At 35.5% G+C, this 23521-nt stretch carries 25 protein-coding genes and 3 tRNA genes; 21 read left to right on the top strand and 7 right to left on the bottom strand.

The features are described 5' to 3' along the window. Window positions 1-42: 42 nt before the first annotated feature. The 6 genes from VB264_RS00870 (at window position 43) to VB264_RS00845 (ending at window position 4594) form a co-directional block, all read left to right on the top strand. Entirely contained in the window at window positions 43-963 is a 921-nt protein-coding gene (locus VB264_RS00870) for a sugar phosphate isomerase/epimerase family protein (RefSeq protein ID WP_323246120.1), read from the top strand. A gap of 126 nt (window positions 964-1089) precedes the next feature. After that, the gene (tsaE, locus tag VB264_RS00865; RefSeq protein ID WP_323246119.1) at window positions 1090-1533 is read left to right on the top strand and encodes a tRNA (adenosine(37)-N6)-threonylcarbamoyltransferase complex ATPase subunit type 1 TsaE; all 444 of its coding nucleotides are present in this window, start codon (window positions 1090-1092) and stop codon (window positions 1531-1533) included. 55 nt (window positions 1534-1588) lie between these two features. Beyond that, window positions 1589-2809 (top strand): alanine dehydrogenase, encoded by a 1221-nt coding sequence (locus VB264_RS00860; protein ID WP_309913916.1) that lies wholly within the window; start codon window positions 1589-1591, stop codon window positions 2807-2809. Between the two features lie 283 nt (window positions 2810-3092). Beyond that, the gene (locus VB264_RS00855) at window positions 3093-3494 is read left to right on the top strand and encodes a hypothetical protein (protein WP_323246118.1); all 402 of its coding nucleotides are present in this window, start codon (window positions 3093-3095) and stop codon (window positions 3492-3494) included. 192 nt (window positions 3495-3686) lie between these two features. Continuing rightward, entirely contained in the window at window positions 3687-3890 is a 204-nt protein-coding gene (locus VB264_RS00850; RefSeq protein WP_309913921.1) for a hypothetical protein, read from the top strand. Between the two features lie 107 nt (window positions 3891-3997). After that, window positions 3998-4594, top strand: a complete 597-nt coding sequence (locus VB264_RS00845) for a Crp/Fnr family transcriptional regulator (protein WP_323246117.1) — start codon at window positions 3998-4000, stop codon at window positions 4592-4594. Here the strand turns inward: VB264_RS00845 and xerD are convergent. Beyond that, window positions 4584-5504 (bottom strand): site-specific tyrosine recombinase XerD, encoded by a 921-nt coding sequence (gene xerD, locus VB264_RS00840; protein WP_323246116.1) that lies wholly within the window; start codon window positions 5502-5504, stop codon window positions 4584-4586. The two genes, VB264_RS00845 and xerD, sit on opposite strands and share 11 nt — an antisense overlap. A 148-nt stretch (window positions 5505-5652) precedes the next feature. On the opposite strand from xerD, the gene aroQ reads away from it, so the two are divergent. The 4 genes from aroQ to VB264_RS00820 all read left to right on the top strand — a co-directional run bounded on the left by aroQ (window position 5653) and on the right by VB264_RS00820 (window position 8633). Continuing rightward, on the top strand, window positions 5653-6078 hold the full coding sequence (gene aroQ, locus VB264_RS00835; protein WP_323246115.1) for a type II 3-dehydroquinate dehydratase: 426 nt from the start codon (window positions 5653-5655) through the stop codon (window positions 6076-6078). Between the two features lie 91 nt (window positions 6079-6169). Beyond that, window positions 6170-7216, top strand: a complete 1047-nt coding sequence (locus VB264_RS00830) for an aminotransferase class V-fold PLP-dependent enzyme (RefSeq protein WP_323246114.1) — start codon at window positions 6170-6172, stop codon at window positions 7214-7216. Window positions 7217-7221: 5 nt separating this feature from the next. Then, the gene (locus VB264_RS00825) at window positions 7222-7797 is read left to right on the top strand and encodes a MarC family protein (protein ID WP_309913936.1); all 576 of its coding nucleotides are present in this window, start codon (window positions 7222-7224) and stop codon (window positions 7795-7797) included. A gap of 197 nt (window positions 7798-7994) precedes the next feature. Continuing rightward, window positions 7995-8633: a ribonuclease H family protein gene (locus tag VB264_RS00820; protein ID WP_323246113.1), complete on the top strand. Its 639-nt coding sequence runs from the start codon at window positions 7995-7997 to the stop codon at window positions 8631-8633. Between the two features lie 75 nt (window positions 8634-8708). On the opposite strand, the gene VB264_RS00815 is transcribed toward VB264_RS00820, so the two are convergent. From VB264_RS00815 to VB264_RS00805, 3 genes are all read right to left on the bottom strand, one after another. Further along, complete coding sequence (locus tag VB264_RS00815; RefSeq protein WP_309913941.1) at window positions 8709-9638, bottom strand: hydroxypyruvate isomerase family protein; 930 nt, start codon at window positions 9636-9638, stop codon at window positions 8709-8711. A 322-nt stretch (window positions 9639-9960) separates the two neighbouring features. Next, complete coding sequence (locus VB264_RS00810; RefSeq protein ID WP_323246112.1) at window positions 9961-11055, bottom strand: MBL fold metallo-hydrolase; 1095 nt, start codon at window positions 11053-11055, stop codon at window positions 9961-9963. A gap of 74 nt (window positions 11056-11129) precedes the next feature. Then, window positions 11130-12305, bottom strand: a complete 1176-nt coding sequence (locus VB264_RS00805) for a cation:proton antiporter (RefSeq protein WP_323246111.1) — start codon at window positions 12303-12305, stop codon at window positions 11130-11132. A gap of 126 nt (window positions 12306-12431) precedes the next feature. On the opposite strand from VB264_RS00805, the gene VB264_RS00800 reads away from it, so the two are divergent. The 11 genes from VB264_RS00800 to VB264_RS00750 all read left to right on the top strand — a co-directional run bounded on the left by VB264_RS00800 (window position 12432) and on the right by VB264_RS00750 (window position 21261). Then, window positions 12432-12851 carry a thiol-disulfide oxidoreductase DCC family protein gene (locus tag VB264_RS00800; protein WP_323246110.1) on the top strand — a complete coding sequence of 140 codons (420 nt, stop codon included), beginning with the start codon at window positions 12432-12434 and terminating at the stop codon, window positions 12849-12851. Between the two features lie 111 nt (window positions 12852-12962). Continuing rightward, complete coding sequence (gene fabD / locus VB264_RS00795) at window positions 12963-13844, top strand: ACP S-malonyltransferase (protein WP_323246109.1); 882 nt, start codon at window positions 12963-12965, stop codon at window positions 13842-13844. A 174-nt stretch (window positions 13845-14018) separates the two neighbouring features. Next, window positions 14019-14089: transfer RNA gene (locus VB264_RS00790), tRNA-Gln, on the top strand. 69 nt (window positions 14090-14158) lie between these two features. Further along, window positions 14159-14229, top strand: a tRNA-Gln gene (locus VB264_RS00785). A 69-nt stretch (window positions 14230-14298) separates the two neighbouring features. Next, window positions 14299-14369 (top strand) — tRNA-Gln (locus VB264_RS00780). 214 nt (window positions 14370-14583) lie between these two features. Next, window positions 14584-15975 (top strand): phosphoglucosamine mutase, encoded by a 1392-nt coding sequence (gene glmM, locus VB264_RS00775; protein ID WP_323246108.1) that lies wholly within the window; start codon window positions 14584-14586, stop codon window positions 15973-15975. Between the two features lie 49 nt (window positions 15976-16024). Then, window positions 16025-17104: a hypothetical protein gene (locus VB264_RS00770; RefSeq protein WP_323246107.1), complete on the top strand. Its 1080-nt coding sequence runs from the start codon at window positions 16025-16027 to the stop codon at window positions 17102-17104. A 107-nt stretch (window positions 17105-17211) separates the two neighbouring features. After that, a complete protein-coding gene (locus VB264_RS00765) occupies window positions 17212-18354 on the top strand; it encodes a cysteine desulfurase family protein (RefSeq protein WP_323246106.1) in 1143 nt (380 codons plus the stop codon). A 241-nt stretch (window positions 18355-18595) separates the two neighbouring features. Continuing rightward, a complete protein-coding gene (gene eat / locus VB264_RS00760; RefSeq protein WP_323246105.1) occupies window positions 18596-19945 on the top strand; it encodes an ethanolamine permease in 1350 nt (449 codons plus the stop codon). A gap of 41 nt (window positions 19946-19986) precedes the next feature. Then, window positions 19987-20709: an alpha/beta fold hydrolase gene (locus tag VB264_RS00755; RefSeq protein ID WP_323246104.1), complete on the top strand. Its 723-nt coding sequence runs from the start codon at window positions 19987-19989 to the stop codon at window positions 20707-20709. A gap of 12 nt (window positions 20710-20721) precedes the next feature. Continuing rightward, a complete protein-coding gene (locus VB264_RS00750) occupies window positions 20722-21261 on the top strand; it encodes a DNA polymerase III subunit psi (RefSeq protein ID WP_323246103.1) in 540 nt (179 codons plus the stop codon). A 47-nt stretch (window positions 21262-21308) separates the two neighbouring features. On the opposite strand, the gene VB264_RS00745 is transcribed toward VB264_RS00750, so the two are convergent. From VB264_RS00745 to VB264_RS00735, 3 genes are all read right to left on the bottom strand, one after another. Then, the gene (locus VB264_RS00745; protein WP_323246102.1) at window positions 21309-21872 is read right to left on the bottom strand and encodes a hypothetical protein; all 564 of its coding nucleotides are present in this window, start codon (window positions 21870-21872) and stop codon (window positions 21309-21311) included. A gap of 23 nt (window positions 21873-21895) precedes the next feature. Next, window positions 21896-22459 (bottom strand): hypothetical protein, encoded by a 564-nt coding sequence (locus VB264_RS00740; RefSeq protein ID WP_323246101.1) that lies wholly within the window; start codon window positions 22457-22459, stop codon window positions 21896-21898. 135 nt (window positions 22460-22594) lie between these two features. Further along, complete coding sequence (locus tag VB264_RS00735; RefSeq protein WP_323246100.1) at window positions 22595-23428, bottom strand: fumarylacetoacetate hydrolase family protein; 834 nt, start codon at window positions 23426-23428, stop codon at window positions 22595-22597. Window positions 23429-23521: the final 93 nt, after the last annotated feature.

Here is a 23521-nt window from a genome sequence, read left to right as displayed (position 1 = left end):
TTAAAATTACTAAAGCCAATTTAATAAATATACTATCATACAATGCATCAGTTAGGATTTGTAAGTGCTATTTTAGCGGATCATACTTTTGAACAAGTAATAGATTTTGCTTCAGAGAAAAACTTTAAATGTGTAGAAGTAATGTGCTGGCCAGCTGGAAATGCTGATGCCCGCAGGTATGCAGGGGTTACGCATATTAATGTTGATACCCTAGACGATGCACAGATTGCGCATATTAAAAAATATACAGCCGAAAAAGGTGTATTTATTTCTGGATTAGGGTATTATCCTAATCCGCTTGATCCAGATATTGATAAGGCCAATTTTTATGTAGATCATATCAAGAAAATCATCTTGGCAACAACCAAATTGGATATTCCTGTAATGAATACCTTTATTGGTAGAGACCCTTCTAAAAATATCGCTTATAACTTAGATAAATTCAAGGAGACTTGGACAGATATTGTAAAGCTGGCAGAGGAAGTAGGAGTGAAGATTGGGATTGAAAACTGTCCGATGTTTTTTACTAATGACGAATGGCCAGGGGGTAAAAACTTAGCCACGACACCAGCTATCTGGGATAAAATGTTTGACATTATTCCTTCGTCAACATTAGGGTTAAACTATGACCCTTCGCATTTGGTGTGGCAAATGATGGATTATACTCGTCCACTATATGATTACCGCGACCGCATACATCATATTCATTTAAAGGATGCGAAAGTATATCCTGACAAACTAAATAGAGTAGGTATTATGGGTAACCCATTGGAATATCATTCACCGAAACTACCGGGTCTAGGAGATATTAATTGGGGTAAATTCTTTTCTGCTTTGAACGATGCTCGCTATCGTGGACCAGTTGTTATAGAAGTAGAAGACAAAGCATATGAAGGGACTGCCGAAGATGTAGAGACGGCCATCTTAACAGCAAGAAACTATTTGAGTCAGTTTTTAGGTTAATAATAAGAATTCTGTTAACAGTAATCCCAAGAGATTACTGTTAATACATAAATCAATAAGTCTAGAGTATTAGCTTTCTGCTTAAAATCAATAAAAGCTCGCTACTCTTAGCCTAAAGCCATAACAATGAGTAAAAACGTAAGCAATAGCAAAACCATAGAATATTCGTCACTGAAAGATATTAAGAAAGCAGCACAGGCGATTTTAGCTTTTGGGAAAAGCACACCAATTTGGCTTTTTGAAGGACAAATGGGTGCTGGGAAAACCACGTTGATAAAAGCTATCTGCGAATGTATGTTGGTTAATAGCCATGTACAGAGTCCAACTTATTCATTGGTGAATGAATATGCTACTACACGTGGCGAAAACATTTATCATTTTGATTTTTATAGAATTAAAAATGAGGAGGAGGCAATGGACATAGGTGTGGATGATTATTTATACTCTGGTGATTATTGTTTTATTGAATGGCCATCAAGAATAGAAAACCTCTTGCCATCTAAGCACTTGAAAGTGAATATTGAAGTAGATGAAAATGGTAAAAGAGTGATAAATTTGTTAAAAGTTTAAGATTATCATTGATGAATGACTAGTTCATTCTGATAAATGAAATTCAGCAATCAAAATGGCTCAACCTTCAGGATTTAAAGAAGTACTTGCTCAGACAGGCTTAATGACACAAGAGGCATTGGTTTGGACAAAACAAAATGCAAAAAGCCTGTTTATAGGCCTTCCTCGCGAAGTGTCTATGCAAGAGCATAGGATATCACTTACACCAGATGCCGTTGGTTTATTAATCAGGAATGGACATAGAGTGGTCATTGAAACTGGGGCAGGTAATGGTGCAAAATTTACAGATAGCCAATACTCTGAGGCTGGCGCACAGGTAGTTTATTCAACCGAAGAATTGTATAAAGCTGATGTTATCGTAAAGGTTCAGCCATTAACAGACCTTGAAATTGAATATTTACAGCATGGTGCTACGGTAGTTTCTTCCTTAAATATGTCGAAACTAACGAAAGAATACTTCGAGAAGCTAAATCGAAAAAAAATAACAGGATTATGCTATGAATATATCGAAGACAATGCTGGCGGAATTCCGATTATTAGGGCGATGTCTGAAATAGCAGGAAGTACGGTGATGTTGATTGCTGCTGAGTATTTGAGTAGTGGGAATGATGGCATGGGCGTTATTCTAGGAGGCATCACGGGAGTTCCACCAACCAAAGTTGTGATTTTGGGTGCTGGAACAGTTTCAGAATATGCCGCTAGAATAGCCATAGGCTTAGGGGCAGATTTAAAAGTGTTTGATAAAGACATTTTTAAACTACAACGCTTGAAATACTCGGTAGGTCAAAATATTTATACCTGTATTATCGACTCGAATGTTTTAACACAAGCGATTCGTGATGCTGATGTGGTGATTGGTGCTTTGCGTGCGGAGGATGGTTTTACGCCTTGTATCGTCACAGAAGAGATGGTATCGATGATGAAGCCTAATTCGGTCATTATTGATGTTTGCATTGATAGTGGAGGATGTTTTGAAACATCTGAAATTACTACGCACGACCAGCCAATATTCAGAAAATATGATGTAATTCATTATTGCGTGCCTAATATTCCTTCGAGGGTTGCCCATACGGCTAGTCAGGCGTTGAGTAATATTTTTACTTCATTCTTACTTAAAACAGGTAAGACGGGAGGGATTGAAGAAGCCATTTTTGCGAACAAAGCATTTATGAAGGGGGTTTACTCTTTTAAAGGAAGTTTAACAAATGCAACTGTAGCTAAGAAATTTGGTTTAAATTATAAGGATTTAAGCTTGCTATCCGCAGCGAGATTTTGATTTTTAGACTTTAGGATTGTTGGACTTGAAGACTTTAGGACTTGAAGATTTTTAGACTTTAGGACTAGAGGACTTTAATTTTCCGACTAAAGGACTTTATGACTAGAAGATTTTAGGATAATGGACTTTGATTTTCTGACTAAAGGACTTTTAGGTTTTTAAGAGAAGCTCTTAAATCTTCAACGCTAAAAATCCTAAAGTCCTCCAGTCTTAAAGTCTTCTAGTCCAAAAGAAAAAATCTTCAAGTCTTACAATCCTAAAGTCCAACAAAGAAAAAAAAACAATGATAGAAGATTACACAGCCATATCCAATGCTCCGAATTCTCCTGATTTAAATGGGAAATATTTGGGCATTATTTCAGCAGATTTTGCGTTAGTTTCTGAATTTTTAAAGGAAGCATCTTATCAAATCAGAACGAGGGGTTTTTCTAAGTTTCCAATTTTTGCTGTTTCGCAAAATCCTGTTCAAATAGGACAGAAGTTAATTGGGATTCATGAGATGAACGAAAATACGTGGAATTATCATGCCTCATTTGTAGAAGAATTTCTACAGCGGGGAATTATTGCTGAGGAAAATGTAGAAGTTTTTCAAAGCAGCTATAAAGACCCCGATGAGTATTGTTGCCTTTTCGTATTAGACAGAGATTTTGCTAGTTTTATTTATATTCCCTTCCCAGAAGACTGATGATAGGGAATTTGTTAGCATAATGTAAAATATAACTATATAAATAAAAAAAATAATTATACAAATAATTTAGATTATTAAACTACGTTTACTAATTTTACAACCTCAACCACTAAAGCTTATTTATGGTACAATAATTGGAAGGTTGTATAAAGAAATAAGCATGTATAATCATTTAAAATATTAACCATTATGTTAAACCCAATCTTAGGCATCGGCTCTCGTATCCGCCATACGGACTATGGAGATGGCGTAGTTGTAAATTTGAAATCTACTGGCTACGTAATTACATTTACACAAACGGATTCAAAAGAAATCAAATTCGATTATCCGCTTGAAATTATTGAAGAAGTAGAAAGAGATAACGACCTTGTTACATATCTAATGTGGAACTAATAGTTATTTTGAAATCTAAAATGTTTTAACTTTGTTAAATGCTGAGTATAGTTGTTAAACTAAGCTCAGCATTTTTTATTTGTAATACATTAATACGATTAATAGGTATGGTAGCTTTTCCTTTTGATAAAACTAATCTGGTCAAAGAGTCGATTTTTAAACTTGCTAATTTCTCCACGGAAGAATGGGAGTATTATAAACAACTCCTTGAGGAAGTTACATTTTCTAAAAGAACCTTTTTGACGGTAAAGGGCGAGGTAGAAAAATATGCTTATTTTATCATAGAAGGGGCTGTGAAATATGAAGCATATACGCCCGAGGGCAAAAGTATTTGTGTTGATTTAGGCTTTAAAGGAAGTTTTGTTAGTTCATTTGCCTCTTGTTTATCCCAACAAGTTTCAAATATTTCAATTCAAGCAGTGACGGCTGTAAATGCTTTTAGGTTATATTACCCTAAAGTGTTGGAGTTAATGGAGCAATCAAAGAATGCAGAACGTTTTCATCGATTAATTGCAGAACAACTGTATGTGAGAGAGAGCAAACGGACTTATTCACTGATTTCGAAAAATGCCGAACAGCGATATTTATATTTATTAGAGAATCAGCCAGATGCCCTCAGACTGATTGCTGTGAAAGATTTGGCTTCTTATTTGGGCATTCATCCAGATAGTTTGAGCCGTATACGTCACCATATCAAACTTTAAGATGTTTTTTACTTCTAGGGTGAAAATCAACAATGGTCTGTTGTAAATATTCTCGGTCGAGGTGAGTATAAATCTCTGTAGTAGTGATAGATTCATGCCCAAGCATTTCTTGAACAGCACGCAGGTCGGCTCCGCCCTCAATTAAGTGCGTAGCAAACGAATGCCTAAAAGTGTGGGGGCTAACATTTTTTTGAATACCAGCTTGTGCCACTAAATCTTTAATAATCAGGAAAATCATTACCCTTGTTAGCTTGTTCCCTCGGCGGTTCAAGAAAACATAATTGCCTGCTTCCTCTTTGATAACCTGATATTTTCGGATTTCTTCTAGGTAAATTTGAAGATAATGAATGGCATCTTTACCAATAGGCACAAGCCTAACTTTGTTGCCTTTACCGATAATTCTGATAAAACCAATATCCAGAAAACACTCTGTTAATTGCATTTCTACTAATTCAGAAACCCTTAAACCAGAGCTGTAAAGTACTTCCAGTATGGCTCTATTTCTCGCTCCTTCGGGTGTAGAAAGGTCAACGATGGATAAAATCGTCTCGATTTCAGGAAAAGAAAGCGTAGGGGGTAATTTCCGTCCAATTTTGGGAGAAGCAATCAAATCCATAGGGTCTGTTTTGATTACATCCTCTAGCAAAAGATATTTAAAAAAAGCTTTAAGACCAGATAACATTCGTGCTTGGGAAGTAGTCTCTAAGCCCAATTCACCTAAATAAGTAAAGAAATTAAAGATGTGTGTATCGGTAACGGTCGTCGGGTTAATGTCATTTTCACCAGCAATATCAAGATATTCCCACAATTTTTGAACATCACGCAGGTAAGCTTCGATGGAATTTTCAGAAAGAGAACGTTCTAAAGTAAGATAGCTTTTGAAATTTTTTAGATAGCTTTGCCATACCATAAGAAATATCGGTTGGGATTTATTGAATAGAAAGTCGGTAAAAATAAAAATCTTGATTTTAATACCTCAGAATTAATTCAAAGATACTTAAAAACCATTTGTGAAGCATTGCTTTACAGAGTAGGAATAACCATTCATTTAAAAAACAATGTCAAAGAAACAAATTATCATTATCAATGGCCCAAACTTGAATTTATTGGGCAAGCGTGAACCAGAAATTTATGGTCACCAAACTTTTGAGCAATATTTTGAAGTATTAAAAGATAAATATTCAGATAGAGTAGATTTAGTGTATTTCCAGTCGAATCATGAAGGTTTTTTGATTGATAAAATTCATGAAATAGGTTTTTCATACGATGGTATCGTCTTGAATGCAGGTGCTTTTACACACACATCAATTGCGTTGGCTGATGCTATTGCAGGGGTAAAAACGCCTGTGGTAGAAGTGCATATTTCCAATGTTCATAAGCGTGAAGAGTTTCGTCACCATAGTTATATCAGTAAAAATTCAATTGGTATCATCATTGGTTTTGGATTGCGAGGTTATGATTTTGCGATTCAAACATTTTTATAAGATTGGGTAGATGTGAGGCTTCATCATAAAATCACAGATTACCAAAATTAACACCGTTAACAGTTAACCGATTTCGGGTAACATTATGTCAATGATTACTTTTTATCCTGGACCTTCAAAAGTATATCCGCAAGTAGCTAACTATATGCAAGAGGCTTTTGAGGAAGGCGTTTTGAGTATCAATCATCGCAGTGCTGAATGCATGGCAATTACAAAAAATGCCATACAGCTTTTGCATGAAAAATTGAATATTCCTCCTGACTATAGCATTTACTTTGTTTCTTCAGCAACAGAGGCTTGGGAGATAATCGCTCAGTCGCTTACTTCAAAAAGCTCAACACATTTTTATAATGGGGCTTTTGGAGAGAAATGGGCAGATTATAGTAGTAAAATCGTAAAGACTGTGGACAGAATATCATTTGCTGTAGAAGAAATACCATCGGTAAATTTGGCACTGAATGCGGAGGTAGAAGTACTTTGTTTAACACAAAACGAAACATCAAACGGTACACAAATCAGAGATTTGAGCACTTTTAGAAAGACTTTTTCAGAGAGTATTATTGCGGTAGATGTTACTTCATCTTTAGGAGGAATTGAATTAGACTGGCACAATGGCGATGTTTGGTTTGCATCGGTTCAGAAATGTTTGGGCTTGCCTGCGGGTATGGGCATTATGATTTGTTCGCCCAAAGCCTTGCAAAAAGCCGAGCTGATTAATGATAGAAAATACTATAATAGTCTGTTGTTTATACAAGAAAATTTTGCTAAATATCAAACGCATTATACGCCAAATGTGCTAAGTATTTATTTGTTGAATAAAGTTTTAAGTGATATTTCGAATATTTCTGAGATTTCAAGGAAAATAAAAAAACAAGCAAAAGATTGGTATAATTTCTTCAATGATAATGATAAATTTGGTCTAAATTGTTTAGTGCAAAATATTGATATACAGTCGGATACTGTAATTGCTGTACAAGGGACAACAGAGCAAATTAAAGCAATAAAAGAGCGAACTAAAATATCAGGGATAACGTTGGGGAATGGCTACGGTACTTGGAAAAATACTACTTTTAGGATTGCTAATTTTCCAGCGATTGAAGCATTTGAAATTAGTAAACTAAAAGAAATTTTATATTAAAATAGATGGCATTAAATTTTAAAGAAATCATTTCGGTTTCACTCATTCTTTTTTCGGTCATTGATATTCTAGGCTCGATTCCTGTTATTATTGATATTCGTAGGAAAACAGGCGATATTCATGCAGAACAAGCTACCTTGGTTTCAGGCGGAATTATGGTCGGCTTTTTATATGTCGGGAAGTCAATTCTGAACCTTTTTGGTGTTGATATCAACTCATTTGCCATTGCTGGGGCTTTAATCATTTTCTTGATTGGTCTAGAAATGACACTCGGTAGAAGTATTTTCAAATCAGAGGAATCGACAGGCGGAGCCAAAGCTGCTTCAATTGTGCCCTTAGCTTTTCCAGTAATTGCTGGGGCAGGAACAATGACTACTATTCTTTCCTTGAAATCTCAGTTTGATGAAATCAATATCCTAGTAGGAATTTTACTGAATCTTGTATTTATCTACACTGTTTTGAGGGCTTCGCAATGGATTGAAAACCGTTTAGGACAAGTAGGTGCTAACGTGCTGAGAAAGGTATTTGGCGTAATTCTCTTAGCTATCTCAATTAAAATAATTAAGTCGAGAATTGGATAATTGTTTTTGACGACATTGAAGCTGTTTAAACTTTCCCTTTCGGGTTAAACTAAGTCTTTTAGAATAGCTTGTTCCAAAATTTACTCAACGTAGCGATGCTATGCTTCTCAAATTTTGAAAAAATCAATTCAAAAATACAATACTTTCACCTCAGAAACGGAAAGTTTAAACAGCTTCATTAAAAGAATCTATTAACATTGGCAAAGAAAGCAAAATTTTATGTAGTCTGGAAAGGACGAAAAACGGGCGTTTTTGAAACTTGGGCAGAAGCAGAGGAACAAGTAAAAGGTTTTGAGACCGCTCAATATAAATCTTTTGAAAGTAGAAAAGAGGCAGACGATGCCTTCAAAGGTAATTATTGGCAATCTGTACAAAAAACACAAAGTGGTGCTACAGGTAAGTCGGGGAAGTCGTCGGCATTGGTTGGCAAACCTATTGCTGAAAGCATTTCTGTAGATGCAGCCTGTGCGGGCAATCCGGGCAAGTTAGAATACCAAGGCGTAGAAACAGGTACAAAACGAGTATTGTTTTCGATGGGACCTTTTCCAGAAGGAACAGTAAACATTGGTGAGTTTTTAGCCATCGTTCATGGATTAGCTTTTTTGCAAAAACATCATTCTACTTTACCAATCTATTCAGATTCTAAAACAGCCATTAGTTGGGTAAAGAACAAAGCCGTAAAAACGAAGCTAGAGCGAAATGCTAAAAATGAAGAGCTATTTCAGCTCATGGAAAGAGGAGTGCTTTGGTTAAAGAATAACAAATACACGAATAAGATACTAAAATGGGAAACGGAATTTTGGGGCGAAAACCCTGCTGATTATGGTAGGAAATAGGTCTGTCAGCGCTAAGTCTTAATCTTCATCACTAGCAAGGGACTTAAGTCCCTCGCTAGTGATGAAGGGATATGTTTAAGCTAAATCAGAAGCACGATATGCTTCAATCAACTTCATTTCTCCTTCTTTTCCACCAATAGAATTGCCATGTTCCATTCCTAAAATGAATTCGCCTCTATTGGTTGCTTTGGCTTTTTCGTTAATGTGTTTGAACAAAAACTTATAATTTACTTCGCCAGTAGTAGGTTCTTTTCTGCCCGGTTCATCACCAATCTGAAAATAAGCAATTTCATCCCAAACCCAATCCATGTGTTGGGTCATGCGTCCTTCGTTGCGTTGCATGTGCCACATATCGAATAAGATTTTACACGATGGACTATTCACAGCCTTGCAAATCATATAAGATTGGTCAGAATTGCGAAGGAATAAATCAGCATTATCAGAAAGCGGTTCCATTACCATTACCAAACCATGTGGTTCAAAAATCTCAGCACCTCTTCTAAAAGCATCAATTACATTCCCCGTTTGTACACCTATCGGTAAGTTGCGTTCAAAATAGCCTGGCACAATCGTCATATATTTTGCATTACACCGTTTGGCTACTTCAACTGCCTTTTTACAAGTATTCAAAAAAACATCCTTAAATTCTTGTTTGCCTGTGGTTAAAGATGTTTTCCAATTGTCGCCACCATCAATCACAAAAACGCCCATAGCCATATCCAACTTAGCCATGGTATCGCCTATTTTCTTTTGTAATTCTGGGGTTCTACCCATCATTCCGTTATCTTCCAAAGCACGGAATCCCATCTCGTGCATAAACTTCAATTGGTCAATTTCATCTTTGCCTGCCGAATTTTGGAACATACCAAAGTGCGGAGCATATTTTAATTTAAATACAGGTTGAGGACTAGCTACATTTGCTTTTTCAGCCGATTTTGCCAAAGTTGGCAACGTCGCCAAGCCTGTGCCAGCAATGATGTTTTTTGTGAAATCTCTTCTTTTCATAGTTTAAGTTAATTTTCAGTAATATTATAAAGTAATTTTTTATACCCGCTAAAATACTTTCATCAATCATCCTTTGATAGCTATTTTTTCTTCGTTTTATCACTGGTTTTACTAAAAGTATCTAAATAAACCAACTAACGAAGTTAATTACAACAAAAATCAGCAAGTCATTGATTATATCTGTCATAAAATTGTATCACTTCAAAAAAGATTAGTTTTATGCTATTTTGGCCCCGATATATTTGTTGAACTACTTTTTCTTTAAGTTGCTACTGTTCAAATATACACATGCTAAATATAAAATATGCACGTACTTATAGGACTATGGCTTTTTAAAATTCCACCACATTTTATGAGGATATATGCTGTCTAGAACAACGGGTTCGCCAATAAGAGGGGTTGTGAGTTTAATATCTGAATGCTCCAAGCTTTTTACCAAGCGATTGATAGGCTCGTCCCAAGCGTGATAACCTAAGGCAAATTTTGCCCAGTGTACTGGCATCAATACTTTGGTCTTCAATTCTGCGGCCACTTTGGCCGTTTCCTCTGGCGAAGTATGTATCAATGGCCAATCTTTACCATACTGACCGTTCTCTAATAAGGCAATATCGAATGGGCCAAATTTCTCTCCAATGGTTTTGAAGTGATGATCATAACCAGAATCCCCACCAATAAAAATGCTGTAGCCATCAATTTTCAAAACAAAAGAAGACCAAAGGGTTTTGCCACGTGTAAAACCTCGTCCCGAAAAGTGTCTTGCAGGCGTTGATGTAATCTCTAAGGCATCATTAATCTTTTTACCTTCCCACCAATCGAACTCGACAATGTTTTCAGGGCTTACTCCCCATTCTTCTAAATGTGCGCCTACACCTAAAGCGGTATAGAATTTCTTTACTTTGGGGATTAATTTACTGATAGTCACATAATCCAAGTGGTCGTAATGGTCATGCGAAAGCACTAGCATATCGATATCAGGAAAATCTTCAACGTTGTACACATCAGCACCTTTGAAGGCTTTTCCAAAAAAAGAAACAGGAGAAGCCGAGCCACTAAATACAGGGTCAACCAAAACCGTGGTTTTTTTTGATTTGATTAAATAGGAAGAGTGTCCGAACCAAACGATGGTTGGTTTCTCAGAAGCTAATGTTTTTAAATCAGTTTTGATAGAGGGAAGGACATTGTCAGGTTCAACTGTTTTAGGCTTATTCAAAAAATCGTTAAGCAATCCCCAATAAGAAGCATCCTTTGGCATTACTTCAGTAAGCGATAGGTTGTGGAAAGAGCCATTTGAATAATTAGGTGATTTTTCGATACGAGCTAGGCGAGCGCCTGAAGGGTCTTTTCCGAAAACTTTTTGTTGCATAAAGACATACAAGCCCATTCCGAGAAAGGCAATAATAAGGATAATTAGTAGCATAATTTTGCGTAAATATGTTAGGATCACTTTTTAATGAATAGTTATTTGAATAATTACCTTGCTAACACCTATTCTTAATGCTTTTGTTCATTTCTGCTGGTATTCATCAATCCAAACATCATCACCAATGCAGTTAATACAATTACTTGAATAATTAATGATTTATTCATTAACGGAATATGCTGATTAGGTTCTATCGCCAAAAAGAGTAAAATTGTAATCAGCCCTCTGGGTGCTACAAAAAGTAGTGGACGGAGGTTTAATTTAGATAATTTTAATTGTATAGCACGAATCAGGAAAATCATAAAGACGATTCCTAAAGCCCAATTGAGGGTATCTGTATTTAATATTTCGGCAGATTCGATAAGGTAGCCGAATAAAAGAAAAAACAAGGCTCTGATTAAAAAGGTAGCTTCGCCTACCAGTTCATGAAATTTATTAACTTCTACTTCTAATTGATCGGGCTTTAATCGTTGAATCCAATGAAACTGTTTTAGTTTATCGAGGTTTCCTAAGAAAAGTCCTAAAAGAAGAATAAAAACCAAGCTAGGTAAATGATACAGTTTGGCGATGGCATAAATCAAAATTACCAATAAAATGATAGGCCCAAATTTGATAGGATGTTCAATCTTGCTTAATAAAAATGACAAAGTAGCCGTAGAAACAAACGATACTATAATAATAATCAAAAGCTCAAGGGCAAACTCTGTAAAGGAGGCAACATTAATAGTAGCATTGAGTGCCATAAAGTTGAAAAAAAGCACCCCAATAATATCGGATAAACTACTTTCGTAAATGATAAATTCTTTGTCCGTAGCTTTTAGGTTTTTCACACTTGGTATCGCAATGGCACTGCTTACCACACATAGAGGAATAACATTGGTCAGATTGTTTTTGAAAGAGCCTCCACCAAAGTATTGGAAAGTGGCTGCCATCAAAAATGCTAAAATTACCATCGGGAAGAAACCCACAATAAAGGATTTTTTGATAATCGGAATTTTGGATTTGTCCAATTCAAGTTCCAAGGCTCCTTCTAGCACAATCAATATTAATCCGATTGTGCCCAACACAGGTAGAATAGCAGTTAAATTGGGTACGCGGACATTAGTGAAAGTAGTAACTTGTTTCACTAACCAGCCCAATAATAGGAGTAAGATAACAGATGGAATTTTTGTCCGAGACGCAGTTAAATCAAATGCATAGGCAATTAATAATAACGAACATACAGTAATGATGATGGTTGTACTCATGTTTTATAAGATTAAGGTTAGCTTTAATTTAAAAGCAAATAGATATTCTTTGTATTGTTAAGACTTTTATACTGATATTTTTGTTTAGATAATAAGGGGATAATCGGAGATTAATAATTCATTTAAATGGAAAATATAGATACAATAGTTGATGGACAACAAGTGATATTATTTGATGGTGTTTGTAATTTTTGTAATGCTTCAATCAATTTTGTGATTGACCATGACCCAAACAAACATTTCAAATTTGCTTCGTTGCAATCTGAATTTGGGGATGCCGTTTTGAAAAAGTACCAGAGAAATACTACGGATTTTGATTCGGTAATTTTATTGAAAAATAATAGAATATTCACCAAATCAAAAGCAGCATTAGAAATTGCCAAAGATTTATGCGGTTGTTGGAAGTATTTGTCCCTTTTTAGCGTATTACCGAGTTCAATTCTTGATTTTTTTTATGATTTGATAGCCAAGAATCGCTATAAAATTTTTGGAAAATCAGATTCTTGCCGAATGCCAACGCCTGAGTTCAGAGAAAGATTTCTCTGAACGGATAGTAAATAGTTAAATTGAATAGTTAATTTTGCGGACTTTAGCACAAGAGTAATAGAAATACTATACTCTTTTACTTATTTTACTCACATTCATTTAATTATTAAAATGAAAGCATACGTTTTCCCGGGTCAAGGCTCTCAATTCAAGGGCATGGGTAAAGACCTTTACGATAATTCAGCATCAGCCAAGGCATTATTCGAGCAAGCAAACGAAATTTTAGGTTTTCGTATTACAGATATTATGTTTGAAGGTACAGATGAGGAGCTTAAACAAACCAAAGTTACTCAACCTGCTATTTTCTTGCATTCAGTTATTTTAGCCAAAGAAACAGCAGATTTTAACCCAGAAATGGTAGCGGGACACTCGTTAGGAGAGTTCTCGGCATTGGTAGCTACAGGTGCATTGAGTTTTGAAGATGGCTTGAAATTGGTTTCTGCACGTGCGTTAGCCATGCAAAAAGCCTGTGAGAACAATCCTTCAACAATGGCAGCGGTGTTAAACTTATCAGATGAATTAATTGAAGAAATTTGTGCTTCTATTACGGATGAAGTAGTAGTGGCTGCTAACTATAACTGCCCAGGTCAGGTAGTGATTTCTGGTTCTAACGAGGGTGTTGCCCAAGCTGGTGAAAAACTAAAAGAAGCAGGAGCAAAGCGTGTTTTATTGTTGCCAGTAGGTGGTGCATTTCACTCGCCATTGATGGAGTCTGCTCGTGAAGAACTAGCTGCTGCTATCGAGGCGACACCTTTTGCACAACCTGCTTGCCCAATTTATCAAAATGTAAATGCACTGCCATCAACGGATGTTGAAACAATTAAAGCAAATCTTATTTCGCAGTTGACTGGTGCTGTTCGTTGGACACAATCAGTTCGTAATATGGTTGAAGATGGCGCAACGGTTTTTGTAGAGTGTGGTCCAGGTAAAGTATTACAAGGATTAGTAAAAAAGATTGCTCCAACTGTTGAAACTAGTGGCGTAGCTGTTTAAAATATCCTGCTTCTACCATAAATAGTAAGGTAGAGATGATGTTTTTTTTGAAATATAAAGGTCAATTAGTCAATAACTTATAAAATATTAATGTGTCATTTTTTTATTTTTTGAAAAAATGACTTGACAAAGCCGAATTATACGACTAATTTTGCACCACAATTCAAATGTGATTGACCGATGGTGTAATGGTAACACTACGGTTTTTGGTACCGTCATTCATGGTTCGAATCCATGTCGGTTAACAAAAATCTCTTGAAACAATTGTTTCGAGAGATTTTTAATTAACAAGTCAACTCACAAAAGAATTATATTGACCGATGGTGTAATGGTAACACTACGGTTTTTGGTACCGTCATTCATGGTTCGAATCCATGTCGGTTAACAAAAATCTCTTGAAACAATTGTTTCGAGAGATTTTTAATTAACAAGTCAACTCACAAAAGAATTATATTGACCGATGGTGTAATGGTAACACTACGGTTTTTGGTACCGTCATTCATGGTTCGAATCCATGTCGGTTAACAAAAAGCCTTCAAGCTATTCAGTTTGAAGGCTTTTATGTTAATATCATTTCGTACACGTACCAAAATATCGTTAAAGAAACTTAAAGAATACCGCAAGATAAATTTATGCACAATTAAATAGATACAATTTAGGTTTATCATAGCAGACAAGCATTTTTATATTAACTTTAGTTTTTGATAATTAAACGATTTTTAAAAATTTTATTAAGCAATTGACACTAATCAAATCAATATCAGGCATTAGAGGAACTATCGGTGGAAAAGCAGGAGAATCCTTAACACCTTTAGACGTTGTTAAATTTACAGCAGCTTTCGGCACTTGGTTAAAAAGAAGAAACCCTGAGACCCTTAAGATTGTGCTTGGACGTGATGCTCGTCTTTCTGGAGACATGGTTTCTAAATTGGTAGTAGGTACACTCCAAAGTTTAGGATTAAGTGTACTTGATTTAGGACTTTCTACAACACCAACCGTTGAAATGGCCGTACCTGCCGAAAATGCCGCAGGAGGTATTATTCTAACGGCAAGCCATAATCCTATTCAATGGAATGCCTTAAAGTTATTGAATGCCGCAGGTGAATTTATTTCTGGCAATGATGGAGAAGAAATGCTGCTGATTGCTGAAAATGAAGATTTTGATTTTGTTGATGTCAAGAAATTAGGAAGCTATACCCAAGATGATACTTGGCTTCAAAAGCATATTGATTTGATTTTGGCTTTACCATTAGTAGATGTTGAAGCTATCAAAAATAAGAACTTTAAAGTAATTGTTGATGCTGTAAACTCATCAGGAGGAATAGCTGTACCGATGTTGCTTGAAGCATTGGGGGTGACACAAATTACAAAATTGCACTGTGAACCTACGGGGCATTTTGCACATAATCCAGAACCACTCCCTGAAAACTTAACCGATATTACGAAGGCTATTGAAAAAGGTAAGTTTGATGTAGGAATAGTAGTTGACCCAGATGTAGATAGACTGTGCTTTATGTGTGAAGACGGTTCTCCATTTGGAGAAGAATATACTTTAGTAGCAGTGGCAGATTATATTTTACAAAACCATAAAGGAAACTCAGTATCAAACCTTTCTTCGACACGTGCTTTACGCGATGTAACAGAGAAGGCTGGTGGAAAATATTATGCTTCGGCCGTTGGAGAAGTAAACGTAGTGACCTTGATGAAATCTGCTAAAGCAGTAATCGGTGGCGAAGGGAATGGCGGTATTATCTATCCAGCATTACACTATGGCCGTGATGCATTGGTGGGTATTGCATTGTTTTTGACACATTTAGCCAAATCAGGCAAGCGAATCTCAGTAATGAGAAAAGGCTATCCTGAATACTATATTTCAAAAAATAAAATTGAACTTACGCCAGATATTGATGTAGATGGAGTGTTGGAAGCTATTCAGAAAAAGTATGCTAAAAACCCAATCAATGCGATTGATGGCGTAAAAATTGAATTTGATAAAGAGTGGGTTCACCTTAGAAAATCAAATACTGAACCTATTATTAGGATATATTCTGAATCAGATTCAATCACCAAAGCTGATAATTTAGCTAAGAAATTGATGAGTGATATTAAGGAGATTGTCGCTGGGAAATAAAATTTGCTACTTTACACTTAACTAATTTTAAATAAAAACACCTAATTGAATGAAAAAGATAGTTTTATTGTTTTTCTTAATGACAGGATTTTTGCCAATTTATTCCCAAAATTTTGAAGTAGGCTATTATATTAAAGATGGGAAAAAAAATGAAGGTTTTATTAAGTATGAGAGTTGGTTAAGGACTCCCCACACAATAGAATTTAAAGCTAGCTTAAATAGCACCGTTGAACTAATAAATGCTCAAAGTGCTGAAGAGTTTTTTGTGCATGATGAAGTTTATATCTCTAAAAAGATTGATGTTAAAATTGATCATGATACACCAAAAGAAGCCAATAGCGAAATTATTGCAGCATTTTTTAGAGGTGATTATTTTTTAAGGGTTTTCTTGAAAACTCCTAAGATAATACTTTTTGAATTTGTTGACCCAAAAGGAAAAAATCATCTATTTATCGAAAAAGATAATATTTTTCAAGAATTATTTTTTTCAGAAGATTATCATTATGAGAATGATAGAATGTTTCTTACAACTAAAAAGGGATATGTCGGTCAGTTAAGGGCATTGTTTGCGGATTGTGATAAAATTAAAATTAATGATGATTTTCCATATTCTAAAAATGATATTTCAAAACTATGTGTGTCATATTTGAAATGTAAGGATAGTGAGTCAGTATCAACAATAGATGCAAGCTTAAATAAAAACGATAAGACTAGGTTTGCTGTGGGTGTTATAGGAGGGCATTATTTAAACGTTGATAATCCAAAGAATTGGCTTGCTGGACTATCAGTAAGGATGAGTTTCCCTCGTAATTTTAATAATACTTATTTGCAAGTAGAGGGTACCTATAATAATATTAGTAATATTAGCAGAGATCAGAGTATTTACTATTATCCTCAACCTGATGATGTTATTCAAGTATATAACGTAAGTTTATTATTTGGGAAGTTTTTGGGTCATAAGAGTTTTAGACCTTTTTTCAATGCAGGAATGTCTTGGATTGGAAGATATGGAGGTAATGGTTTTTTGGGCGCTGGGCTTAGCTGGAAAAGAGCTGTAAAAATTGAATACAGAGAATCAACTGATAAGAGTTTACGACAAATAGCAGTTGGCTATCAGTATGAGTTTTAAAAATACGAATAATGAGATTTGTGCAGAATGTCAGACCTATGGGCTGACATTCTGCATTTATAAGAAATCCAATTAAATAGACAGAAGTAATAGACTTTATCAAGCAAATGAATAGAATTTATTTAGATAATGCTGCCACAACCCCAATGGACAAAGCAGTAATCGAAGCGATGTTACCCATGATGGAATCTAATTTTGGAAATCCATCTTCTATCCATACTCACGGACGTGAAGTGCGTAATACCATTGAGCGTGCCAGAAAAACGATTGCAGGGTTATTAAATACCTCGCCTGCGGAAATCTTTTTTACCTCTGGTGGAACAGAGGCAGACAACACTGCTATCGTCCGTTCTATTGAAGATTTCGGCATCACACATGCCATTACTTCGCCTCTTGAACACCATGCTGTACTTCATACATTGGAATACATGGCTAAAAAAGGGAAAATCAAGCTAAGTTATGTTGAATTGGATACAAAAGGTCATGTAGATTTAAAGCATTTAGAAGAATTACTACGTGATAACCCGAAGACATTAGTTTCGTTGATGCATGGGAATAATGAAATCGGTAACTTGTTAGATTTAACAGTGGTTGGGCAATTGTGCGAAGACTACGGTGCTATTTTTCATTCAGATACCGTCCAAACTATGGGACATTATCGACATGATTTACAACAAATGAAAATTGATTTCTTGGTAGGTGCAGCGCATAAATTTCATGGTCCTAAAGGCGTTGGTTTTTTGTACATCAATGCCAAGAGCAAAATAACTCCCTTTATTCATGGCGGTTCGCAAGAAAGAAATATGCGTGGAGGAACGGAAAATGTATATGGTATCGTAGGGTTGGCTAAAGCATTAGAAATTGCTTATGCAGGCATGGACGAACACAGAAAGCATGTTGAAACACTGAAAGCTAGAATGATTGCTAGATTAAGCAGTGAATTAGATGATGTTGAATTCAATGGCGACTCTGACAATTTAGATAAAAGCCTTTACACGGTGCTAAATGTAAGTTTCCCACCATCTGAAGAAGCAGATATGTTTTTGTTCAATTTAGATATCAACAAAATCTCAGCGTCGGGTGGAAGTGCCTGTACAAGTGGCTCAGATATTGGCTCACACGTATTAACTGCCTTGAATGTTTCGCCTGAAAGACCATCAGTTAGATTCTCGTTTTCAAAGTATAATACGATAGAAGAGATTGATTATGTAGTAGATAAATTGGTGAGTATGTTGAAAGTAACAGCTTAGGTGCTATAATTATCAATTTAGAATTTAATACAAAAGGCTCAGAGATTCTCTGAGCCTTTTGTATATTTGTTTAATTAGCCATTTTGAAAATGGCGCTATGCAGTCGAAATTCGGCTATCAATTTTTTAGTAACTAGGTTTTTGGAATGGGTTTTAGTAGCGTTTGTGGGTTTCGTCTTAATTTAAAATATATAGCATTATCAATTCATCAGCATTTTAATCCTTATTAATACTATAAACTTATGCAGACAATCGACAGCCGAGAACCGACAGCCGACAACCATCAACCAACCCTTAAAAAAGTTATTAATACTACCCAATTGTGGGCAATTGCAGTAGGACTTGTTATTTCAGGTGAGTATTTTGGCTGGAATTATGGCTGGGCTTCCTCTGGAACAATTGGCTTTTTAATAGCAACATTGTTGGTGACGGTAATGTATATTACCTTTATTTTCTCCTATACCGAGCTTACAACGTCTATTCCTCATGCTGGTGGAGCTTTTGATTATGCCAACAGAGCGTTTGGTCAAGTGGGCGGTTTTATTGCAGGTTTTGCCACATTAGTAGATTTTTTATTAGCACCACCTGCGATTGCTTATGCCCTTGGGAGTTATGTCAATTTCCTACATCCAGCTATTCCTGTAGTACCTACGGCAATAAGCATGTATGTGATATTTATTACGATAAATCTTTTCGGTATCAAAGAATCTGCACGGTTTTCATTGTTTGTCACTATTTTGTCGGTTTTAGAATTAATCATTTTTATAGCGGTTATCTTTCCTTTTTACAAAACAGAAAACTTTATTGCCAACAATCCACCTACTATCACGGTCGATAGTGTTTTTGCTGGTATACCTTTTGCAATATGGTTTTTTGTAGCGATTGAAGGCGTAGCCATGGTAGCAGAGGAGGTAAAAGAACCCCGTACTACTATTCCAAAAGCCTATATTTCTAGTATCATTACTTTGGTAATATTGGCTTTGGGCGTAATGATTCTGAGCGGAGGTGTTGGCGATTGGCGAACATTGAGTAATATTGACTATCCTTTGCCCGAAACACTATCGATGGCCTTAGGAAAAAACAATAGTCTTTCAAAAGTGTTTGCTAGTTTAGGACTATTTGGCTTGATTGCTTCGTTTCATTGTAATACGATTAGTTATTCTCGACAAATCTTTGCGTTGGCTCGGGCGGGTTATTTGCCTAAATTTTTATCAGTTGTTAACAAAAAGTATCAAACGCCTCATTGGGCATTGATAGCGGGCGGTGTAGTAGGAGCAATTGCTATTTTTACGGGTACAACCAATAAAATCATTATTATGTCGGGCTTGGGGGCTGTGGTAATGTATGCCATGAGTATGTTGAGTTTGTTAGCTTTACGGAAAAAAGAACCTCAGCTAGACCGACCTTTTATTGCTCCTTTTTATCCATATTTTCCTATTATAGCCTTAGTGTTGTCTTTGGTATGTATGGTTGCTATTGTGTATTATAATCAGTATTTAAGTGTTTTATTTTTTGGAAGTTTGATTGTGTGTTTGCTTGGGTTCGTATTAAAGTTTGGAGGGAAAATGGCTCCAAAAACTATCATTAAATAAAAAGAAGCAAGTGTTTAGACTTGACTTCTGATATCAATATTATGAAAAAAGCAGTTGTATTATTACATGGTTATGGTGAGGATGCTACCATTTGGAGCGGTTATGTACCTTTTTTACAAAAGGATTTTTATATAATTGTTCCAGAATATGCACGATTGAGTAATCTAAAGACGATTGATGATTACGCTGATTTTGTGGAAAAAAAAGTTAGCGAAAGCGGTTTTGAAAAATGTGTAATCATCGGGCACTCAATGGGAGGGTATATTGCTTTGGCATTTGCGGAAAAATATCCTGACAAAGTATTAGGTGTTGGACTTTTTCATTCTACAGCCTTTGCAGATTCAGACGAGAAAAAGGCGGCTAGAAATAAAAATGTGGAGTTCATAAAAACGCATGGTGCGGAAGCTTTTATCAAAGTTTCGACACCTAATTTATATGCAGAAGCTTTTGCCAAAAAATATCCTGAAATCATCCAAAAACACATAGATGCGTCTTCGTCTTTGCCTGTTGAAGCATTGATTGCCGGAATGGAAGCCATGCGCGACCGTCCCGACCGCAAGCACGTGTTGAAGTCGTTGCGTTGTCCTGTAATGTTTATTATTGGTGAAAGAGATAAAAGTGTAGCTCCAGCAGATGCCAAAGCACAAATTATGATACCTAAATTTTTCTCATCTTCTATTCTTGATGAAGTCGGACACATGGGGATGATTGAAGAACCAGAAGATTGTTTGAAATTTGTAGGGAAGTTTTTGTTGAAATGTTAATTGTAAGAGATAATGCCCGAGAATAATACCATCCTTTTTCAACAACTTTTTGTAGGAGAACAATTGTATGTAATTCCTGAACATAGTTTGCAAAAAGAAGAAATAGCTGTTGAAAATAGCCAAATTGCAACACCTGTTGAGGAAAAAACAATAGTAAAAGCTGACACCAAAGTAGAAGAGGTAAAAGTTTTACATTTTGTGCCTAATCACAGAATAGTTATTTTGGTAGATGAATATAGCGAAGCAGACCAAGCGTTATTGGCTAAAATCTTGACGGCTGTAAAGCTCAATCTTAATCAGATAGATTTAGTTCACTTGGCAGATTTGAGCCAGATGAATGCCAGAACAGCTTTCTCGCAAAACCTTATTAGTCATTTTATTACTTTTGGGGTCGCGCTGCAAAAGATAAAGCTTGAAATTCCACTCAATCCATATCAAACCAAAGAAATCAAAAATATTCGTTTTTTGTTTTCTCATGCATTGAGTGAATTGCAGCATGATGTAGAAAAGAAAAAAGCCCTTTGGAAGGCTTTGCAGGAAATGTTTTTGTAGTTTTTTTGAGTCATAGCTTTTAAAGCTATGGCTCAAAAATTGAAACATTAAATACCATATCCAAAGGTGTAATTTCCTTTACTATCTATCCAATAAGAACCACCCATATAAATTTCTACTTTACGATCCTTTCTCATTTTCACTCTTTTATTTGAAAGAGGTAATGTCGTCCAGTATTCTTCAAGAGGAGGGAATTGTTTTACTTTATTACCAACAATTTTATCTATACACTTTGAACATTCTTCAGAAGATGTTATTATGCCCCCTTGTCCTTCATACTGTATCAAAACAATCTCATCATCAATAATGGTATAATTGGTATAAGGTGTTTTGTACTCTTTATAATGATTATCCCAAGTGATGCATACATCCAACGAAGTTTTCATCTCATATATGTCATTTCCCATATATTTCATACCTCTACTAATATGTAATAAAACAATACCTTTATCCCCTGGAAGCTTATTGTACTTATAGCCCAGACCAATATATTCTTTTAGAGCTTTCTTGACAGTAGTATCTTTAATTTCCACTTTCATTAGTTCGCATTGAGCATGGCTGTTGATTGAAAGGGGTAAAAAAAGGATGGATAATAATAGAAGCTTTTTCATAGAACAACGTTGTTATTGAGGGTTTAAATACCTTGTCGGAAGATGTAATTCCCTTTCAAATCAATATAATAACAACCACCCATGTAAGTGTCACTTTTACGTTCCTTAATCATTTTTACTCTTTTATTAGAAAGGGGCAATGTTGTCCAATACTCTTCTTTGGCAGGGAATTGTTTTACTTTATTACCAACAATTTTATCAATACATTTTGAACATTCTTTAGATGGTTTAATAATACCCTCTTGCCCTTCGTACTCAATCAAAACAATTTCATCATCAATAATAGTATAATTTGTATAGGGGGTCTGAAACTCCTTATAATGATTATCCCAAGTGATAGATACACAGAGTTGTGTTCCCGTTTCATGTCCATCATTTCCTGTACTTTGTAATCCTCTACTAATTTGTAATAAAACAATACCTTTATCTCCGGGTAGTTTAGAATACTTGTATCCTAGCCCTATGTATTCTTTAAGGGCTTTCTTGACAGTAGTATCTTTAATTTCCACTTTCATTAGCTCGCATTGAGCTTTACTATTGATAGAAAGGAATAAAAAAAGGATGGATAGTAATAGGAGGCTTTTCATAAGGTAACTTATTTAGTGAAGAGTAGAGTAAGAGTAGTATTTGTAGTTAAATATATCGATATATACTTATAAAATAAAATAGTCGCTAGTATTATTTTACCAGTGACTATTTTACTTTTAAGTTATTATTTAATTTTACGCCTTCTGCTCTACAGTATTAGTAAGTGTACCAATACCTTCGATAGAAATATTCACAATATCGCCAATGGCTAACGAAAATTCATTCGGTGGCACTACGCCTGTTCCTGTCATCAAATAAGCTCCGTGTGGGAAAGACATCTCTCTAAATAAGAATGAAATCAATTCATTGTGCTGGCGTTTCATACGATTAATCGCAATACTTCCCTGAAATTGAGAAACGTTATCTCTCAAAATCTCTAGCGAAATCAACGTGTCAGGGCTAATTTCTCCATCAGTTATATACAAACATGGGCCAATGGCGGCTGCCTTATCATAACTTTTAGCTTGCGGTAAATACAAAGGATTCTCGCCCTCAATATCTCTTGAACTCATATCGTTCCCTGCTGTATAACCTACAATTTTTCCACTAGAAGTAGCAAAGAGAGTCAATTCTGGCTCAGGAATATTCCATGCTGAATCTTTACGGATGCGAACAAAATCATTTGTACCTACGCAACGGCTTGCTGATGATTTAAAGAAAATCTCTGGGCGTTCTGCATCATATACGCGTGCATAAAAATCTCCACCACCCGCATCTTTAGATTCTTCAATTCTGGCTTCACGGCTACGCATATAGGTTACGCCTGATGCCCAAATTTCTTGTTGACTGATAGGGGCAAGGATGTCATTCCCAGCCCATTCAATGCTTGAAAGTGTGGTGATTTCCTTGCTGACTTGTTCATATAAATCATCACGATTTACATAAACATCCCAATTGTTTTCAGCGGATAAATAAAACTTACCTGCCGATTCTACGATAATTCCTTGTTTGGTTTTGTATATTTTCATATTAAATGTTTTTTCTATTTTGGGAGACTCAAATCCTAAAAGCAGATAGAAATAGTATTTTTACTGAATATCTTGCTTGTAGTATGTTAAAAT

The sequence above is a fragment of the Arcicella aquatica genome (assembly GCF_034928825.1).
Taxonomy (GTDB): Bacteria; Bacteroidota; Bacteroidia; order Cytophagales; family Spirosomataceae; genus Arcicella; species Arcicella aquatica.
Note: the sequence above shows the minus strand (reverse complement) of the source record. Positions and strands in the feature narration are given on the sequence as shown.

Coding starts and splice junctions, on each gene's coding strand:
- VB264_RS00870 (WP_323246120.1), top strand. CDS start 43: ATGCATCAGTTAGGATTTGTAAGTGCTATTTTAGCGGATCATACTTTT.
- tsaE (WP_323246119.1), top strand. CDS start 1,090: ATGAGTAAAAACGTAAGCAATAGCAAAACCATAGAATATTCGTCACTG.
- VB264_RS00860 (WP_309913916.1), top strand. CDS start 1,589: ATGGCTCAACCTTCAGGATTTAAAGAAGTACTTGCTCAGACAGGCTTA.
- VB264_RS00855 (WP_323246118.1), top strand. CDS start 3,093: ATGATAGAAGATTACACAGCCATATCCAATGCTCCGAATTCTCCTGAT.
- VB264_RS00850 (WP_309913921.1), top strand. CDS start 3,687: ATGTTAAACCCAATCTTAGGCATCGGCTCTCGTATCCGCCATACGGAC.
- VB264_RS00845 (WP_323246117.1), top strand. CDS start 3,998: ATGGTAGCTTTTCCTTTTGATAAAACTAATCTGGTCAAAGAGTCGATT.
- xerD (WP_323246116.1), bottom strand. CDS start 5,504: ATGGTATGGCAAAGCTATCTAAAAAATTTCAAAAGCTATCTTACTTTA.
- aroQ (WP_323246115.1), top strand. CDS start 5,653: ATGTCAAAGAAACAAATTATCATTATCAATGGCCCAAACTTGAATTTA.
- VB264_RS00830 (WP_323246114.1), top strand. CDS start 6,170: ATGATTACTTTTTATCCTGGACCTTCAAAAGTATATCCGCAAGTAGCT.
- VB264_RS00825 (WP_309913936.1), top strand. CDS start 7,222: ATGGCATTAAATTTTAAAGAAATCATTTCGGTTTCACTCATTCTTTTT.
- VB264_RS00815 (WP_309913941.1), bottom strand. CDS start 9,638: ATGAAAAGAAGAGATTTCACAAAAAACATCATTGCTGGCACAGGCTTG.
- VB264_RS00810 (WP_323246112.1), bottom strand. CDS start 11,055: ATGCTACTAATTATCCTTATTATTGCCTTTCTCGGAATGGGCTTGTAT.
- VB264_RS00805 (WP_323246111.1), bottom strand. CDS start 12,305: ATGAGTACAACCATCATCATTACTGTATGTTCGTTATTATTAATTGCC.
- VB264_RS00800 (WP_323246110.1), top strand. CDS start 12,432: ATGGAAAATATAGATACAATAGTTGATGGACAACAAGTGATATTATTT.
- fabD (WP_323246109.1), top strand. CDS start 12,963: ATGAAAGCATACGTTTTCCCGGGTCAAGGCTCTCAATTCAAGGGCATG.
- VB264_RS00770 (WP_323246107.1), top strand. CDS start 16,025: ATGAAAAAGATAGTTTTATTGTTTTTCTTAATGACAGGATTTTTGCCA.
- VB264_RS00765 (WP_323246106.1), top strand. CDS start 17,212: ATGAATAGAATTTATTTAGATAATGCTGCCACAACCCCAATGGACAAA.
- eat (WP_323246105.1), top strand. CDS start 18,596: ATGCAGACAATCGACAGCCGAGAACCGACAGCCGACAACCATCAACCA.
- VB264_RS00755 (WP_323246104.1), top strand. CDS start 19,987: ATGAAAAAAGCAGTTGTATTATTACATGGTTATGGTGAGGATGCTACC.
- VB264_RS00750 (WP_323246103.1), top strand. CDS start 20,722: ATGCCCGAGAATAATACCATCCTTTTTCAACAACTTTTTGTAGGAGAA.
- VB264_RS00745 (WP_323246102.1), bottom strand. CDS start 21,872: ATGAAAAAGCTTCTATTATTATCCATCCTTTTTTTACCCCTTTCAATC.
- VB264_RS00740 (WP_323246101.1), bottom strand. CDS start 22,459: ATGAAAAGCCTCCTATTACTATCCATCCTTTTTTTATTCCTTTCTATC.
- VB264_RS00735 (WP_323246100.1), bottom strand. CDS start 23,428: ATGAAAATATACAAAACCAAACAAGGAATTATCGTAGAATCGGCAGGT.